The sequence below is a fragment of the Neisseria elongata subsp. elongata genome (assembly GCF_900113545.1).
Classification (GTDB): domain Bacteria; phylum Pseudomonadota; class Gammaproteobacteria; order Burkholderiales; family Neisseriaceae; genus Neisseria; species Neisseria elongata.
The window spans coordinates 35,282-50,163 of sequence record NZ_FOPS01000001.1; the positions used below are offsets into that span (position 1 = coordinate 35,282).

General features: G+C 45.1%; 18 protein-coding genes, 4 tRNA genes and 4 pseudogenes. 4 read left to right on the forward strand and 22 right to left on the reverse strand.

The features are described 5' to 3' along the window. Positions 1-234: 234 nt before the first annotated feature. Positions 235-1,212, reverse strand: coding sequence for a helix-turn-helix transcriptional regulator (locus BM261_RS00165; protein ID WP_074894063.1), 978 nt, complete (start codon positions 1,210-1,212; stop codon positions 235-237). Between the two features lie 236 nt (positions 1,213-1,448). Between BM261_RS00165 and BM261_RS00175 the strand changes: the two are divergent. Further along, a pseudogene (locus BM261_RS00175) lies at positions 1,449-1,736 on the forward strand (iron ABC transporter substrate-binding protein); the annotation flags it as partial. On the opposite strand, the pseudogene BM261_RS00180 reads toward BM261_RS00175, so the two are convergent. Beyond that, positions 1,724-2,341: pseudogene (locus tag BM261_RS00180) on the reverse strand (Na/Pi symporter); the annotation flags it as partial. The pseudogenes BM261_RS00175 and BM261_RS00180 sit on opposite strands and share 13 nt — an antisense overlap. Before the next feature lie 294 nt (positions 2,342-2,635). Between BM261_RS00180 and BM261_RS00185 the strand changes: the two are divergent. Then, a complete protein-coding gene (locus BM261_RS00185; RefSeq protein ID WP_074894065.1) occupies positions 2,636-3,091 on the forward strand; it encodes a four-helix bundle copper-binding protein in 456 nt (151 codons plus the stop codon). Between the two features lie 477 nt (positions 3,092-3,568). Here BM261_RS00185 and BM261_RS00190 read toward each other — a convergent pair. The 9 genes from BM261_RS00190 to BM261_RS00230 all read right to left on the reverse strand — a co-directional run bounded on the left by BM261_RS00190 (position 3,569) and on the right by BM261_RS00230 (position 7,998). Next, positions 3,569-3,658: transfer RNA gene (locus BM261_RS00190), tRNA-Ser, on the reverse strand. Between the two features lie 24 nt (positions 3,659-3,682). Continuing rightward, positions 3,683-3,773 (reverse strand) — tRNA-Ser (locus BM261_RS00195). Positions 3,774-3,813: 40 nt separating this feature from the next. Further along, positions 3,814-3,904: transfer RNA gene (locus tag BM261_RS00200), tRNA-Ser, on the reverse strand. A 60-nt stretch (positions 3,905-3,964) separates the two neighbouring features. Further along, the gene (gene yaaA, locus BM261_RS00205; protein WP_074894067.1) at positions 3,965-4,741 is read right to left on the reverse strand and encodes a peroxide stress protein YaaA; all 777 of its coding nucleotides are present in this window, start codon (positions 4,739-4,741) and stop codon (positions 3,965-3,967) included. Positions 4,742-4,803: 62 nt separating this feature from the next. Beyond that, positions 4,804-5,370 carry a dCTP deaminase gene (gene dcd / locus BM261_RS00210; RefSeq protein WP_004565761.1) on the reverse strand — a complete coding sequence of 189 codons (567 nt, stop codon included), beginning with the start codon at positions 5,368-5,370 and terminating at the stop codon, positions 4,804-4,806. 75 nt (positions 5,371-5,445) lie between these two features. Next, positions 5,446-5,862 carry an MORN repeat-containing protein gene (locus BM261_RS00215; RefSeq protein WP_074894069.1) on the reverse strand — a complete coding sequence of 139 codons (417 nt, stop codon included), beginning with the start codon at positions 5,860-5,862 and terminating at the stop codon, positions 5,446-5,448. Further along, positions 5,859-6,668: an ADP-ribosylglycohydrolase family protein gene (locus BM261_RS00220; RefSeq protein WP_074894071.1), complete on the reverse strand. Its 810-nt coding sequence runs from the start codon at positions 6,666-6,668 to the stop codon at positions 5,859-5,861. Before BM261_RS00220 ends, BM261_RS00215 begins: the two co-directional genes overlap by 4 nt. Positions 6,669-6,709: 41 nt before the next feature. Beyond that, positions 6,710-7,078, reverse strand: a complete 369-nt coding sequence (locus tag BM261_RS00225) for a hypothetical protein (RefSeq protein WP_074894073.1) — start codon at positions 7,076-7,078, stop codon at positions 6,710-6,712. 20 nt (positions 7,079-7,098) lie between these two features. Then, the gene (locus tag BM261_RS00230) at positions 7,099-7,998 is read right to left on the reverse strand and encodes a recombination-associated protein RdgC (protein ID WP_074894076.1); all 900 of its coding nucleotides are present in this window, start codon (positions 7,996-7,998) and stop codon (positions 7,099-7,101) included. Positions 7,999-8,122: 124 nt separating this feature from the next. Here BM261_RS00230 and BM261_RS00235 point away from each other — a divergent pair. Then, positions 8,123-8,198: transfer RNA gene (locus tag BM261_RS00235), tRNA-Glu, on the forward strand. Between the two features lie 228 nt (positions 8,199-8,426). Here the strand turns inward: BM261_RS00235 and BM261_RS00240 are convergent. The 4 genes and pseudogenes from BM261_RS00240 to BM261_RS12785 form a co-directional block, all read right to left on the reverse strand. Next, positions 8,427-8,686 (reverse strand): annotated as a pseudogene (locus BM261_RS00240) (IS1595 family transposase); the annotation flags it as partial. An 88-nt stretch (positions 8,687-8,774) separates the two neighbouring features. After that, positions 8,775-9,251, reverse strand: a complete 477-nt coding sequence (locus BM261_RS00245; RefSeq protein ID WP_074894078.1) for an SMI1/KNR4 family protein — start codon at positions 9,249-9,251, stop codon at positions 8,775-8,777. 2 nt (positions 9,252-9,253) lie between these two features. Further along, positions 9,254-9,427, reverse strand: coding sequence for an HNH endonuclease (locus tag BM261_RS00250; RefSeq protein WP_074894615.1), 174 nt, complete (start codon positions 9,425-9,427; stop codon positions 9,254-9,256). Next, positions 9,411-9,986, reverse strand: a complete 576-nt coding sequence (locus BM261_RS12785; RefSeq protein ID WP_240317886.1) for a hypothetical protein — start codon at positions 9,984-9,986, stop codon at positions 9,411-9,413. Before BM261_RS12785 ends, BM261_RS00250 begins: the two co-directional genes overlap by 17 nt. 31 nt (positions 9,987-10,017) lie before the next feature. On the opposite strand from BM261_RS12785, the gene BM261_RS00260 reads away from it, so the two are divergent. Further along, positions 10,018-10,263, forward strand: coding sequence for a hypothetical protein (locus BM261_RS00260; protein ID WP_074894079.1), 246 nt, complete (start codon positions 10,018-10,020; stop codon positions 10,261-10,263). On the opposite strand, the gene BM261_RS00265 is transcribed toward BM261_RS00260, so the two are convergent. The 7 genes and pseudogenes from BM261_RS00265 to BM261_RS00310 form a co-directional block, all read right to left on the reverse strand. Continuing rightward, positions 10,256-10,666 (reverse strand): hypothetical protein, encoded by a 411-nt coding sequence (locus BM261_RS00265; protein ID WP_074894081.1) that lies wholly within the window; start codon positions 10,664-10,666, stop codon positions 10,256-10,258. The two genes, BM261_RS00260 and BM261_RS00265, sit on opposite strands and share 8 nt — an antisense overlap. A 171-nt stretch (positions 10,667-10,837) precedes the next feature. Then, positions 10,838-11,156: pseudogene (locus BM261_RS13030) on the reverse strand (two-partner secretion domain-containing protein); the annotation flags it as partial. A gap of 417 nt (positions 11,157-11,573) precedes the next feature. Further along, entirely contained in the window at positions 11,574-11,861 is a 288-nt protein-coding gene (locus tag BM261_RS00280) for a barstar family protein (RefSeq protein ID WP_074894617.1), read from the reverse strand. Between the two features lie 1,049 nt (positions 11,862-12,910). Next, entirely contained in the window at positions 12,911-13,192 is a 282-nt protein-coding gene (locus tag BM261_RS12205) for a hypothetical protein (RefSeq protein ID WP_143095740.1), read from the reverse strand. 106 nt (positions 13,193-13,298) lie between these two features. Further along, positions 13,299-13,793 (reverse strand): hypothetical protein, encoded by a 495-nt coding sequence (locus BM261_RS00295; RefSeq protein ID WP_074894085.1) that lies wholly within the window; start codon positions 13,791-13,793, stop codon positions 13,299-13,301. Between the two features lie 117 nt (positions 13,794-13,910). Next, complete coding sequence (locus BM261_RS00300) at positions 13,911-14,147, reverse strand: YrhB domain-containing protein (RefSeq protein ID WP_074894087.1); 237 nt, start codon at positions 14,145-14,147, stop codon at positions 13,911-13,913. A 242-nt stretch (positions 14,148-14,389) separates the two neighbouring features. Next, entirely contained in the window at positions 14,390-14,845 is a 456-nt protein-coding gene (locus BM261_RS00310) for a hypothetical protein (protein ID WP_074894089.1), read from the reverse strand. Positions 14,846-14,882 lie beyond the last annotated feature (37 nt).

Here is a 14,882-nt window from a genome sequence, read left to right on the forward strand (position 1 = left end):
CATCTGCTCAAGCGCAGGCATTCCAACTTTGAAAAACAGAAACATTCCTACTGTCATGCCCGTACAGTTCGGGAATCCAGGCTACGTAATTTCAATAGTATCAATGGATTATCATAAGCCTTCTGAATTTTCACCTGTTCGGGAATGATGGGACAGACTTATGTAAACTGATGGTGCTATGGCGGATTCTTATTTATATTCACTATCCTCCCGTCTTTTTCAGACAGCTTTTCTCTATTCGGTCATTTGCATACAAACAGACTTCTTCACATCCGAAGGCAAAAATCCGTAATGCCGTCTGAACGCTTCGTTGAACCGTCCCGCGTGGCGGTAGCCGCAAAAGTTCATCGCGGCTTGGACGGTGCTGCCGGATTCGATGAGGGCGAGCGCGTGTTCCAGCCTCAGGCGGCGCAGGCGTCCGGCGACGGTTTCGCCGGTTTGCGCTTTGAAATAGCGTTTCAGGTAGCATTCGTTCAATCCGACTCGGCGGGCGATTTCAGCGATGGTCAGCGGGCGGGCAAATTCGCTGTTCAAAATATCGGCGGCTTCGTCTATGCGCCGGCGGCGGTAGCCGTTGTCGTGGCGGCGGAAGGTGAAGCGCAATAATCGGGCGGAGAGTTCCAGCGCGGCGGCTTCGTCGGCAAGCAGGCCGAAGCCGTCCGATTCGAACGGGCGTTGCAGCAGGGGGCAGGCCGCCGCCGTCAGCGCCGCCGCGTTTTGCGCCAGCCGTTGCAGGGAGAATCGGCCTATCGTCTGCGGCGAAAACAGGCGTTCGTCCAGCAAGCCTTCGTCGTGCCAGCGGCGCAGTTTTTCCAGCGAAAAATCCAAATGCAGCGCGCACATGCCGCCGTTGTCGGGCAGCAGGGTTTCGGATACGTCCGCCAGTTCGCCGCGCACCAACCAGATTTCGCCGGCAGACGGGCGGTATTCCCTGCCGCCCATTTGTAACCGGTTCTGCCCCGATACCATGACGAACAGGGCGCAGTTGTGGCTGAAATTGTGGATTTCGGTGGGGAACACACCCGTTCCGCCGCCGCGCATCCGCGATAGGGTGATGCCCGAGTCGAAGCGGTTGATGCACATTTCCAGATGCAAACCGGGCTGTTTTGCCTGCGCCATGAGCGCGCTGTCGGAACAGCCGTCCAACGCCCAGCCGGATTTATCGGAGCGGACATATGTTTGGTACTGGCGGTAAATGGCGGCGGTGTTCATGCTTGGATAGGAACGGGTTGTCTGATAAGTGGATTAAATAGGAATTATTGCCAATAATCAAGCGTAGGGATTGGTTGAAACGGGAAAGGCCGTCTGAAAGTGTGTTTCAGACGGCCTTTCCCGTTTCGGGAATTTGTTTTGCCGTATCGGGAATTTTGCGTTTTGCAGCATAGTTTCTGCAGATTATTTATTTAATAATAGATATTCCTATTCGCACAACAAAGGAACCGCACACCGTGAAAACGCGTTTTTATTGGGCAGCCTGCGCCGTCCTGCTGGCCGCCTGTTCGCCCGAACCTGCCGCCGAAAAAACTGTATCCGCTGCATCCCAAGCCGCATCTGCCGCCACGCTGACCGTGCCGACCGCACGGGGCGATGCCGTTGTGCCGAAGAATCCCGAACGCGTCGCCGTGTACGACTGGGCGGCGTTGGATACGCTGACCGAGCTGGGCGTGAATGTGGGCGCAACCACCGCGCCGGTGCGCGTGGATTATTTGCAGCCTGCATTTGACAAGCCGACGACAAAGAAAATTAGCACTTCGGCCATGCCGCCGATTTGCGTACCGCTGAAATCAATGTCCGCACCGAAGGCCTGAAAACCGGCCTTGATTTCGTCCACACCGAGGAAAATCAGTGCGATGCCGACCAAAACCCGGCCAAAAGCCCGGCTGCGGTCGCTGAAAAAACTCATCAGGATGCCGAATACCAGCATGGGCAGGGCGGCGGGGCTGAGGCTCAGGCTTTGCCCGGCCAAAGCCAGCAGCCAAATCCCGCTGGTCGCGCCCAAATTGGTGCCGAGCAAAATGGCGATACCGCCGGCAAGCTGAATCATGCCGGTACTTAAAAACGCAATCGTCAGCAGCGAAACCAGCGTGCTTGATTGCAGGATGAAGGTCGCCCCCATCCCGAATAATGCCCCCTTGGCCGGAGTGGCGGTCGATTTTCGCATCCAGCGTTCCAAACGTCCGCCCGCCGCCTCGCGCAAACCGTCCTCGATATTCTGCATCCCGAACAGGAATAGGGCCAAGCCGTAACACAGCCTCAGCCACGACGGGCTGTAGATGAAGCTGGCAACCAACGCCAGCAGCAACGCCGCCAGTAAAAAATATTTTCGAATCAGTTTAACCATATTTCCCTCAAACCATGGCCGATTCAATCGGCTTGAAATCAAGGCTTTTCAGACCGCAGGCAGAAAGGCGCAGATGGTACGTCGAAGTGTGGCGATATTGTAATAAAAGTTTAGTTAATTTGCCGTAACGCAATATTTTCATGATTATTTTAACAAGGAGGCCGTCTGAAAAACCTTATGGACGAAGGTTTCGGGCTTGGCGGCAAATAAATCCCCGTGTTAAGATTTTGCACAAGGCTGTTTGTTTTCACACAAAGCCTATTTTTTATCAATTAAACCATAAGGAAATCAAAAATGAACCGTCGTCAATTTATCGGGGGCACCGCTGCCATTTCATTGGCTGCCGCCACAACATTGGCCAATGCGCACGGCAACCACGACCACGGCAGCCATTCCCATGCCGCCCACAGTGCCAACAATGCCTACGAAGCCGCCTGTAAAGCTGCAGGCCACTGCGTTGCCGCCGGCCAAGTTTGCCTGACACACTGCATCACGCTGCTGAGCAAAGGCGACACTTCCATGAAAGACTGCGCCGCAGCGGTTAACCAAATGCTCGCCCTTTGCGGCGCAATGCAAAATCTGGCGGCACAAAATTCCCGCCTGACGCCTTCTTTGGCCAAAGTCTGCATCGAAGCCTGCAAACAATGTGCGGCCGCGTGCCAAAAACATGCCGCGCATCATGCCGAATGCAAAGCCTGCTACGAATCTTGCACCGACTGCATCAAAGAGTGTGAGAAAATCGCCGCTTAATTCTTCCGATAAGAACGGGAGGCCGTCTGAAAGCCCGTGCGGCGAATACTGTCAGAGCCGCAATATAATGGTGTCCGATAGCATTGCTTGCCGTCGTCCGGCAGCAGAAGGCAGTATGATTTTCAGACGGCCTTTTTATCTTCCGGCCGTCTGAAGGCCGTACAAACCAAACCGCCCTGCAAAATGAGCAGGGCGGTTTTGTCAGTGGTTTGGCAGGAATCGGACATGGGTATAAGGCGGTAAGTTGCCAATGCGAGGAGCAGCCAGTGCAAACCGATTTATTTTATTTCTGCATTTTTAGGTCCCTGCCCGAGTCCCGCGCGGCAAAGTCATAGTAAAAGACAAGTTAATCCGCCATGCGGCTGAAAATGAACGGCAGTTCGGCTTTCAGACAGCCTAATTGTTACAGATGATTTCTTTGGATAAATTCGAACAGGGTAGAAATGAAAAAAGACAAGTCGGATGCTTGTCTGATGATGGCGGAAACGGTGGGATTCGAACCCACGGAGGATTTGCACCCTCAGCGGATTTCGAGTCCGCTGCATTCAGCCTCTCTGCCACGTTTCCAGCAGATAAAAATAATTTTAAGATTGGCGGAAGCGGTGAGATTCGAACTCACGGAGGGCTATCAACCCTCGACGGTTTTCAAGACCGTTGCATTAAACCACTCTGCCACGCTTCCGTTCTGTCGCGTTTTTGATAGATAAAAAAATTTTCAAGATTGGCGGAAGCGGTGAGATTCGAACTCACGGAGGGCTATCAACCCTCGACGGTTTTCAAGACCGTTGCATTAAACCGCTCTGCCACGCTTCCGTTTCTTGAAAGCGCGCATAATAGCGTAAAACAGGGTGTCTGCCAAGCATTCTTTTCTGTTTATGGGCGGTTGTCTCGCAAGAAAACCCATTCTTTTTCGGTTGAAGCGGCTTCGTTGTAGATATAGCCTTCGTAATCAAACTGTTTCAGTTCTTCTGCACGGCTGATGCGGCGTTCGGCCGCGTAGCGGACCATCAGGCCGCGTGCGCGTTTGGCGTAAAAGCTGATGATTTTGTATTGGCCGTTTTTTTCGTCTTTAAAAACGGGGGTGATGATGTCTGCGTTTAGTTTTTCGGGCTGGACGGCTTTGAAATATTCTTGTGAAGCCAGATTGATCAGTGTGCCAGCCTTGTGCTCCTTCAGGGTGCGGTTGAGCAATTCGGTAATGGTTCCGCCCCAGTATTCGTATAGGTTTTTTCCTCGGCGGTTGGCAAACGGGGTGCCCATTTCCAGGCGGTAGGGCTGCATGAGGTCGAGCGGGCGCAGCAGGCCGTAGAGGCCGGACAACAGTCGGACGTGCCGTTGCAGGTAGTCGATGCCGTCTGAATCGAGTGTTTCTGCGGATAAGCCTTCGTAAACGTCGCCGTTGAACATGTAAACCGCCTGTTTGGCGTTTTCAGGGGTAAACGGTGTGTGCCAGGCGGCATTCCGTTCGGCATTCAATAGGGCGATTTTGTCGGAAACGTGCATCAGTTCGGCCAGTTGGTGCGGGGCGAGCTGGCGCAGTTCGGCCATGAGTCGTTCCGCTTCGGACAACAGGTCGGGCAGGGTATGCCTGCCGATGGGGGCGGGGTCTTTTTCGTTCAGGTTTTTTGCGGGCGATAGGACAAACAGCATGGCTTCGTTTCTTTTACTCGGTTGTTTTAGAGTGGGGTTTCAGACGGCCTGAGGGCCGGGCATCAGGTTTTCGGCAGGGTAACGCCGGTTTGCCCCATGTATTTGCCGTTGCGGTCTTTATAGGAAGTTTCGCACACTTCGTCGCTCTCGAAGAAGAGGACTTGCGCCACGCCTTCGCCGGCGTAGATTTTGGCGGGCAGGGGGGTGGTGTTGGAAAACTCGAGGGTAACGTAGCCTTCCCATTCCGGCTCGAACGGGGTAACGTTGACGATGATGCCGCAGCGGGCGTAGGTGGATTTGCCCAGGCAGACGGTCAGGACGTTGCGCGGGATGCGGAAGTATTCGACCGTGCGCGCCAGTGCGAAGGAATTGGGCGGGATGATGCAGCAGTCGTCTTCGACGGTGACGAAGTTTTTCGGGTCGAAATTTTTGGGATCGACGATGGTGCTGTTGATGTTGGTGAAGATTTTGAATTCGTTGGCGCAGCGGATGTCGTAGCCGTAGCTGGACGTGCCGTAGGAGATGATGCGCTGTCCGTTGGCTTCTTTGATTTGGTTCGGCTCGAAGGGATCGATCATGCCGAATTCTTCGCTCATGCGGCGTATCCATTTGTCGGATTTGATGCTCATGGGTTTGTCCTGAATTGGGGTGTTGGCGGGGAGGTTTTCAGACGGCCTTTAAGGGTAAGGCCGTCTGAAAACGGTTTATTTTTTTGTTTTGACCAGTTTGACATTTTTCATGATGCCTTTGTCGAAGGTAACGGTGAAAATCAGTTGGCCGTTTTCCGATACTTTGTGTTTGCCGTTTGCACGGTTGTTTTTAAAGTTGCCTTCCACAGTCATATTTTTGAAGTAGGCACTGTATACGCCGAAAGGTTCGAGGAAGATGTTGCCCTGGGAACCGACGGAGTATTTTCCTTGGCCGTCGAATTTTCCGTCTTTAAACGTTCCGTCGTAGCGGTTGCCGTTGCGGCACGACCAAGTGCCTTTGCCTTCGGGAAGTCCGTTTTTACCGACTTTGCCCTGATATTGGCAATCTTTGCCGTTATAAGGGGAAAGCGTTTCGGCGGAAACGGCGGCGGAAAATGTGCCTAAAAGGAGGAGTAGGGCGGAATATTTCATATGGGTTCCTTATTGCGTATGTTTTCAGACGGCCTGATTGAGGATTCCAATGCCAGCAGGGTTTCGGCGATACGGCGCGGCAGGATGGCCAAAGCTCGTTCTCGCATGGCGGCTGGAATGCCGTAACAGGCTTCGGCGATGCTGCCGGTGATGGCGGCGAGGGTGTCGCTGTCGCCGCCGAGCGAAACCGCCAGCCGGACGGCATGTTCGAAACCGCTGCTTTCAAGAAAGACGGTTATGGCCTGCGGCACGGTTTCCTGACAGCTTTCGTTAAAGCGGTAGTGCCGACGGATTTGGTCGCAGCTTTGATTGAGGCGGTAACCGAACTGCCGCGTGATGTTTTCCTGAATTTGTGCTTTGCTGATGCCGTTTCTCGCCCAAAATATGGCAGCAGCCACCGCTTGCGCGCCTTTGATGCCTTCGGGGTGGTTGTGGGTCACGGCAGCCGATTGTTCGGCGAAATACAGGGTCTCTTCCAGCGTACCAAATGCCCAGCCGACGGCGGATACGCGCATAGCCGATCCGTTGCCCCAGCTGTTGTAGGGTTGCGGGTCGTCCGATTGCAGCCATTGAAGGAAACGGCCGCCGTACGCGCCTTTGGGAGAGGGATATGCTGCATACCAATCGCGCAGGATTGAAGCCAAATCTTCCCCGCATCCTTGCAGTACCCAATCGGCAACGGCAGTGGTACAGACGGTGTCGTCGGTAAAATCGCTGTCCGGGTGAAAGAGTTCGAAATCGGTATCGCGGTGGTTGTCGAATTCGAACCGGGAACCCGCAATGTCGCCGATTGCCGCGCCAAGCATGATAATGTCCTTTAATATCCGGGCCGTATTTTCAGACGGCCTTAAGTGCTGAAATAGTGGAAGGTAAATTTTGGAAAGCCATCCGGTTCGTATATTCCCTTGATCAGGCCGATCCACTCTTGTCCGTCATACAGGCAGGCTTCTATTCCCACCACCGACTCCGTATGATTTGAGGCGAAAATCTGCAATTTTGCCGCACCACCTTCTTCTTTATCCATTTCTTCCATCGGAAAGAGACGCAGATTGCTTTTGTCTTCTACAAAATCCAACATTTCGTATATTTCTTCCAAAAATTGTCCCGAAATATCGTATTTGCCGTTCAGGATTTGGATGTCTTCCGTCCGATAGGCATTCAAAAAATCAGCAAGAATAAGGTAGATTTCCTTTTTTAAATCATTATCTATGTGCATGTATTGAGGCCGTCTGAAAACTAATCCTGCCAGCCGCCCAGGTGTACGGCTAATTCGTCCACCATGGTAGACAGGGCTTCGGCCATTAGGATTTGCGAGGCAAATGCCAAGCTGGCGGCATCGTCGCCGTGGCTTTCCGCTTCCTCTTGCAGAACGTCCAGATACTGGATGCGTTTCAGGGTGAAATCCTGCGTCAGCACGAAGGCCAGCTGTTCGCGCCACACCAATCCGAGCTGGGTGACGGTTTTGCCGTTTTTCACATGCTGAACCACCTCGTCAGCCGTCAAATCCTGTTTCGATATCTTAACCGTCGGTGCGACATCGCCGCTACCTTTCAGTTCGCAATCGCTGTCGAGTTCGAAACCGCCGTCGCAAGCACCGTTAAGCAGCCATGAAGTCATCAGCGAAGCCGGAGATTGCTTGGTGTTCGGCAGCGACGCTTCCAAACCGCCCAAAGCCTCGCGCAGCCTGGTCAGCATATTTTCCGCTTTGGCTGATGAAGCATTATTAACCAGCAGGTAGCCGTGTTTGGTGTCGAAAACCGCCAAACTGCGGCTGCTGCGTGTAAAGGCACGGGGAAGCAGATCGTCGGTAATTTGTTCTTTTAATTCTTGTTTCTCTTTGCGGCCGACATTTCGTGCCTCATTATTCTGAATTTCCGCCACCTTATCGTCCAAGATGTCGCGGATGACGCCGGCAGGCAGCACTTTTTCTTCTTTTTTCAAGGCCACCAGCCAAGTATGCTCGGCGGGAAAAACCGGTTCGGGAGAAAAGGAAACCGGTGCTGCAAAGCCCTCGCTGAACCAATCCAAACCGCTGACCGAAACAAATCCAGCTTCGGCCAGTTTGGCAGACAATGTATCCAAATCAGGCAGTTTGTCTTTATTTAGCGGATAAAGACTGATTTGCTTAAACCACATTTTGCATCCCTTTGCTTCTCAAAGCGGCGCATTATACAGGATGCACAGGCCGTCTGAATATCGGCAGCCCACGCAAAGCTTGACTTACAATTCAGTTTTCCGTATAATTTCGCGCTTCGGTTACGCGCCCATCGTCTAGAGGCCTAGGACACTGCCCTTTCACGGCGGCAACCGGGGTTCGAATCCCCGTGGGCGTGCCAGATTTTGAATAAACCCTTACTAGAAAATAGTAAGGGTTTATTTTTTGTCTCTTAAAATCAATAAATTGTATTCCGTATTACTCTGTTGATTTATCTTTACAATTCGTTCCGAATAGTTCGTTTTCTGCTTGTTTTTGGCTATGGTTGCATTGGATTTGCATCAGCAATTGCATTAGGCGGTTAAGGACTAGATTAGCCCTAACTTCCACACCATTTCCACAAGGTTTGAAGCTGTTCAGGCATAATCTTCTTCTTGATAACAGGTAGTAAGCTTTCAGACTTGGTATTATCCACCATAACGGTATAGACTCATCCGTTGTGTTTCAGAATGTCGAAGACAACAACTTCCCTGCAGCACCGTGACCGTGTCTTCTCTTGCGGTGTTCTCTGAAATAGCTTTCGTCCAACTCGACATAGCCCTCAAAAACTCCATCGGCAGTCAATGCTAAATGATAGCTTATGACTATACGGATTTTGCGGCAGAACACTCTTTAAACGGTTTTTTCCTAGATGTGCTATCCAAAGCAATAAAATCAGCCATTTTCAAAATATTGAGTGTCAACTATACCTATGCGTTTAATCTGAAAGTTCATATAGCATATCCAAAAAGGCATCAAAACTATCTGCAATATGGCTAGTTACCATTTTCGTATCTCCATTCTCATCTTTATAAAAATCATCATGATACATCAGAATGATACATGGATTTTCATTGCATTTTCTGTAATCAAAACAGATATAATCGCCATTAGCTGAAATCCCAAAAGCAATCACTTTTTTTGCATACCCATATTCATCATCAATACATGAATAGCTATAAATATCTTCATAACCTAAATTTTGCTTATACCCTAAAAATGAAATGTCTCTTTCATCATTTTCACCGTATTGATTGACAAAATTGAAAATATTTTCTTTAGGGTATAAATGATCATGTTTACTAAGAAGTGATACATATAAAACAGGAAAAACAACCCCGACATCTTCAGCAAATTGCTGAATTGTTCTTGTTGAAACCAATCCCTCATCTGATGATATTGATAGTTTTCTCATTTTCACTGACCTTTCTTTAACGATTTTTGACCAGTATGCCTAACAGCTTTATGAATACTATTAGGAATTAACTGCATATTATTAGGAGAGCTTTGTGCATTATGATGCCATGTATAACCAGGAATTTTTTCATTTCCTGCTTTAATCTTCGTTAGTTGTTCAACTGAGGGCTTGATTTATTGCAGCCTTCATTTTCTCCGTATTTTTAGCGGCGTTGGCTGCCTGATAATCTTTTTCGGCTTGATGTATTTTTCTGGCAGCATCTCCATAAAGTGGGATAATTCCTACAGTAGCAAAGAAATAATCGCCTTTGGTTTCTGCTTCTGCAAAACCTTTTATATCTTCGATAACTGGAATAAAGTCAATAGCCTGGAGTTGTTCTGCACGTAATTGCGAATAAGCGGTATAATTTTCTTTCATTAAAGTCTGATCTTTTCTCCAAGCAGAATATGATATACCCACTGAATTATTCTCTACCGCATTTTGCCCGACCACCCCTCCGGTTTGCGCGCCTATCGGCGCCTGCCGCCTATGGCTGCTCCCGTCAGCGATGCAATCACCCCGCTCTTTGATTTGATTTCTTCTTTGATATGTTCCGGCAGCAGGTTGACATTGAACTCTCTTGTTTGTGGATCGATTGTGGGGTTTTACCGTCGTTATACTGTTGGGCAAGATGTTCTGCTGCCTTTTCAGCCGCAACTGCTGTCGATCCACAGGCAGCAAAATTACCGCCATTGACACGAGCGATGGCTGCACCTAAAAGGAAATGTCCGATTGCCTGAGCGGTTTCATTTTTGTTTTCACCGTGGCCAAATATCCTGCCTATTGCCTCAGAGGCGCAGGGCGCAGCGGTATTACTGACTCGGTGGCGTTAAACAAAGGCCGTCTGAAACGGTTCTTCTGTTTTCAGACGGCCTTTTGTCATGATAAAGCACATATGCCCAACCAGCCTTGCCAAGAGCTTCCAAAAGGCTGCTTGCGCAGCATGACAAGATACGGCTTGTTTAATTGAAACTCTCCTGATCTAAAAATTCTAACTCTATTTCCTGGCAAACTATATATATGCCAAAACCGGTCGGAAGATCATACCTACCGCCTATCAATGCCAGCGTACCTCCATAATCCAAGATTTCATCATCCTGCTTTAATTCTCCAAGCTCCAATGTATTATCGATATTTATATCTTGGTTCTCCGTAGCGTATCCATAGATAAATTTCAGATAGCTGAACTGCTTGAATTTAATTTTTGCCCATTCTGAATAATTGGGTGTAGGGATCTCTTGAGGAAAATCCGGATAATCCACATCCTTAACGATAATATGGAATTCATCATTTTTCAAAGTATAGTTTAATAGAGACCCTTCAATTATATGCAGAGATTGATAATATTTTCTTGGAATAGTATAAGTTGTCATATTATTTTACCTTTTCAAAAACAATGGTTTTAAAGTCTTGTGATCTTATATTTTCGCCATCACTCTTATGAAATTTCAGTCGTTTAAACTCCTCCTTTAACGGACCATTATATTTTATCGGGCTAGTTCTGTTTCATTTGGAATTCCTCTTAAATACTTATTGTTTGATGTGCCATTAATCACAATTTCTCCCCCTTTTTTTGTAATACGTGCTGCTCGTCTACCACTATATCCATCCAACAAAGAGGAATTAGCTGAATTGACTTGATTTACAATGCCACGCCCCTCACCACCTGCAAACCAGGGGTTTGCTCTATATCCAGTCTCCCAACTGTGCTTGCACATTCCGATGGCTGTTGTTCAAAATGGCGCCACGGTTGCCAATATTGAAATGGGAATATTGGATAACTGAAATCCCTGCGGCAGTAGGAGTTTGGATATTGGCCTGCGGGATGTCGTTACCAGTTTGTATCATAGTAGGCTGAGACCTTTGCAAAAATATTCTATTACCGAAATTTGACGCATAAAAGTGCGCCAAAAAATTTTTTAATTAACTAAAACCTTTCTTATATTGAGCAAAAAGTAGGAAAAATCAGAAAGGTTTTTCATTTTTGAAATGGTATTGAGTATAAAAATTAGTAACTTATCCTATGAAAAGGCCTCAGGTTGTTGGTGTACGGGGGCGGCTAGAGTGGCGATGATGCCTTGGGTGAAGGAGGCGAGGGCGGAGGTGGGCAGTAATGACAAGGAGAATGGGATAAGGGGAAGAGGGAGCGGATATGTGGGTCATTATTCATGGTTTGTTCTGCGGGGGAGGCCGTCTGAAAGGAGGGAGAGGTTCAGACGGCCGGGCTTAATTGGCTCCGGGGAGTTTTAAGCCTGTGTGCGTAATTTAATTAGGGTTTGCTTACTCTAAAATATAATTAAATTTTTCTTCGAATCCATAATCCTCATCTTGTTTCTTAACTCTTTCTAGAACCTTTATTATTTCAATAAATGTGCTTTTTAACTGATTTTTTGAGAATATAGCATCTTTCCATACTAAAGTAATCGGTCGTTCTACATTTGTGCTTAATAAATCCCACAGAGCATCAAGATTGTTCCCATAATAATCTTGTATAGGAAATATTTTTGAAATTTGATTATGAAAATCTTGTTCCGTATAAATTTTACTACCGATAATCTCTAATTGTATAAGTTATACTCCTATTTCCAAGTTCCAAACTGTGTTGCATAGATATAACGATCAGTTGTTATATAGCAATCCATCGTTGGAATATAACAATCTAGTACCAGTCTGGTTCGATCTTGGCATAGTGTTTATTAAGCCAATGTTCGCTTCATACCATATCCTACCCTATTTAGCAGGGAAAATATTCGTAGAATTTACAAAATATTTCCCCTGTGTTGCCTATATGGATGTGGAGGTAGGCTGCTTTTGTCTGATTGCTGAGGCAACTGGTTAAAAGAAAGGCCGTCTGAAACGGTTTTCCTGTTTTCAGACGGCCTCTTAGCTCAAACCTTGAGAACCGCATACGTGCGTTTCTCACACATTCTGCTTATTGAGCTTAGATTTCATATGGGCTACGGATTGCTCATGATTCATGGTTATTCTCCTTTTCTAGTTTGCAAGTTGCGGTTATTTAGAACAAGATTTAATTCAGTCATAAGCTTCTCATGATGAAAAAATGTAAACATGGTTTTCTATAACTTATTCTATTAATTATGTATTCAATAAACTCAAATCATCATTTGTTGGAATTGTAAGGTGATTTTCATTATTTCTAAATTCCCCATTAACATATTCTGAGAATGCACATGTTTTGCAGCAATAAACTAATCTATTAGTCTTAATTTCCTTCAATAAATCAAAACCATAGGTGCCATGGCAAATATTACATTCCATATCTGGTTCTTGAAATAATAAATAAATTCTCTAAAAAATTTTGTAGCGATTGATAAATATATGAATTATTTCTTTGCATGGAAATATCTATTTGCCGTTTAAGAGCTTTTAAATCGTAAAAACTAATTAGTGATTTTTTTATTGGATAATTAGGGATATCTAAAATTTCTATATTCATAAATATAGAAATATTTGAACCGTGATCTAAAAATTCTTTCTCTAAACTAGGATAATCATGTAACCATTTAAGAATTAAAGTTGCGAGTAAGATATGATCTACATTATTACCTATACCCTCAATTTTTTCTTTTAAAGAAAGTATTATTTTTTTTGCATAATTACTGCCCTTTCACTGGATATGTTGTGATTAAATTTCCCATTTCGTCAGTAAATATCTTAATATATCTAGTTGGTGTTCCTCCTTCCTTCAAACTAGTTATACCAATATTCTTACCAGTATCGACTACGCGGACAAACTGACCGCCAGGGATGGCTGTTACTGGAGAGGATATCGTATTTCTACTTTGTAAAATAACTTTTAATTCATTTGGAGTTATTGAAAAAATAGAACGGCTATTTTCAACTGACCTATAAAAATGGCCATTTATTAGGGTTAGCATAGGTGTTACCGCCGCCGCTCAAGCCGATCAGTAAAGGAACAGTTTCCTAGTTTTTAGCCAACCTGTATTACATAATGGGGAGAATATCTTAAATAACCAAGCATCCTCAATCATAATTTAGAGAAATTATTTTGTCAGAGTCTAATTCTGTTAATATGATTAACTTATTAATTTTATCTATTTTCCAGTCTGATATTATATCGGTAGATACTGAATTCTCTCTTGTGAAGTTTTTATCTGTAATGATTGCACCCAACGCATGAATAATACAAATTTTTTGATTCTCCAATAAATAAATATCAAAAAATATTCCATCTATATTTAGCATGTTAACTTTTAAATTTTGTATAGAAATACAAAAAACAACTGAATCAAATCCAATAAAAATATTTTCATCATCAAATATTAATACTTTTGGGGGGATGCTTATACAGGAAACAGCTAATCCAATACCTATATTGAATTCTTTGTGAAAAGAAAGAATGAAACATCGATAAATCTCCTTTCCTTCCTCTTGTAGAATGATATATTTTTGATAGGTGTTTATTAAATAGTCTTCTAACTCTCTTATGGAGTTATAAGGATATTTCGTTAATCTCATTATTTTGCTCCGTGCCTAAAGCGTCCTGTTGGTCCATATATTTCACCCGTTATGAGTCTGTTTCCATCCATATAGTTTCAAATTTAGCGGGATACGGACTTAGCTAATGAACCAACATCAACGAATAGAAGGAATTTCTCCATTTTTAGAAACAAATATAGGCCAATTTCCAATAATAGATTTGTTTATATCCATTGTTTCTAAATATTCTTTTGACTGATATGGGAAAAACCACCCATCATCATTTTCTCGTGCATGGGATTCAACTATTAACAATGAAATTCCCATTTCTTGCTCTATTTGACTTAAAAAAGATACTGCGATTTTCTTTGCTTCTTGATAATTAATTATCATGAAAATACTCCAAATTGAAAATGTTTTAAGATAGTAAAATTCACTTTTCCTCCTTTTTGTATTTGCCTATCAATATACCTTTTTGGACAACTGCGCTTTATGGCCCGCGCTGGATCGGTGGCGTTAAACAAAGGCCGTACGAAACGTTTTTTTTGTTTTCAGACGGCCTCTTAGCTCGAACCTTGAGAACCGCATGCGTACGTTCCGCACATCCTACGTATTGAGTTTAGGTTTCATATGGGTCACGGCTTGCTTTCCAAATATGCTTTTATTTCATACATTAGATTATTTATATTAGGGGAAACTACATTTCCTGTTTTTTCTATTACAAGTAGACAATTATATTTAATTGCCCAATCAATGGTTTTCTGAATAAATTTAGTATAATCAAATCTTAAATCAAGTTCACACTCTATATCATCTGGCCAAACGGTAAGACTATTACCAAAATTATCACAAAACATGATTGCGTCTTTATCCCAAGACTCTTTCAATTTAAGCTGTTTTTTTGCTTCATTTATTATCGATAATAATATAACATTATTATCGATAAAATAATTTTCAAAACTTTTATTCTCATTAAAATTCTGAAAACCATTAGATCGATACTCATCAAGTATGATATCTTTATTTGCATTAAATTTATTTCTGATAGCAGCTGATGGGATAAAGTAGTACCGATAATTCCAAATTGCCATTTTTATTTACTCCTATAACGAGGTCTATTAACATTAC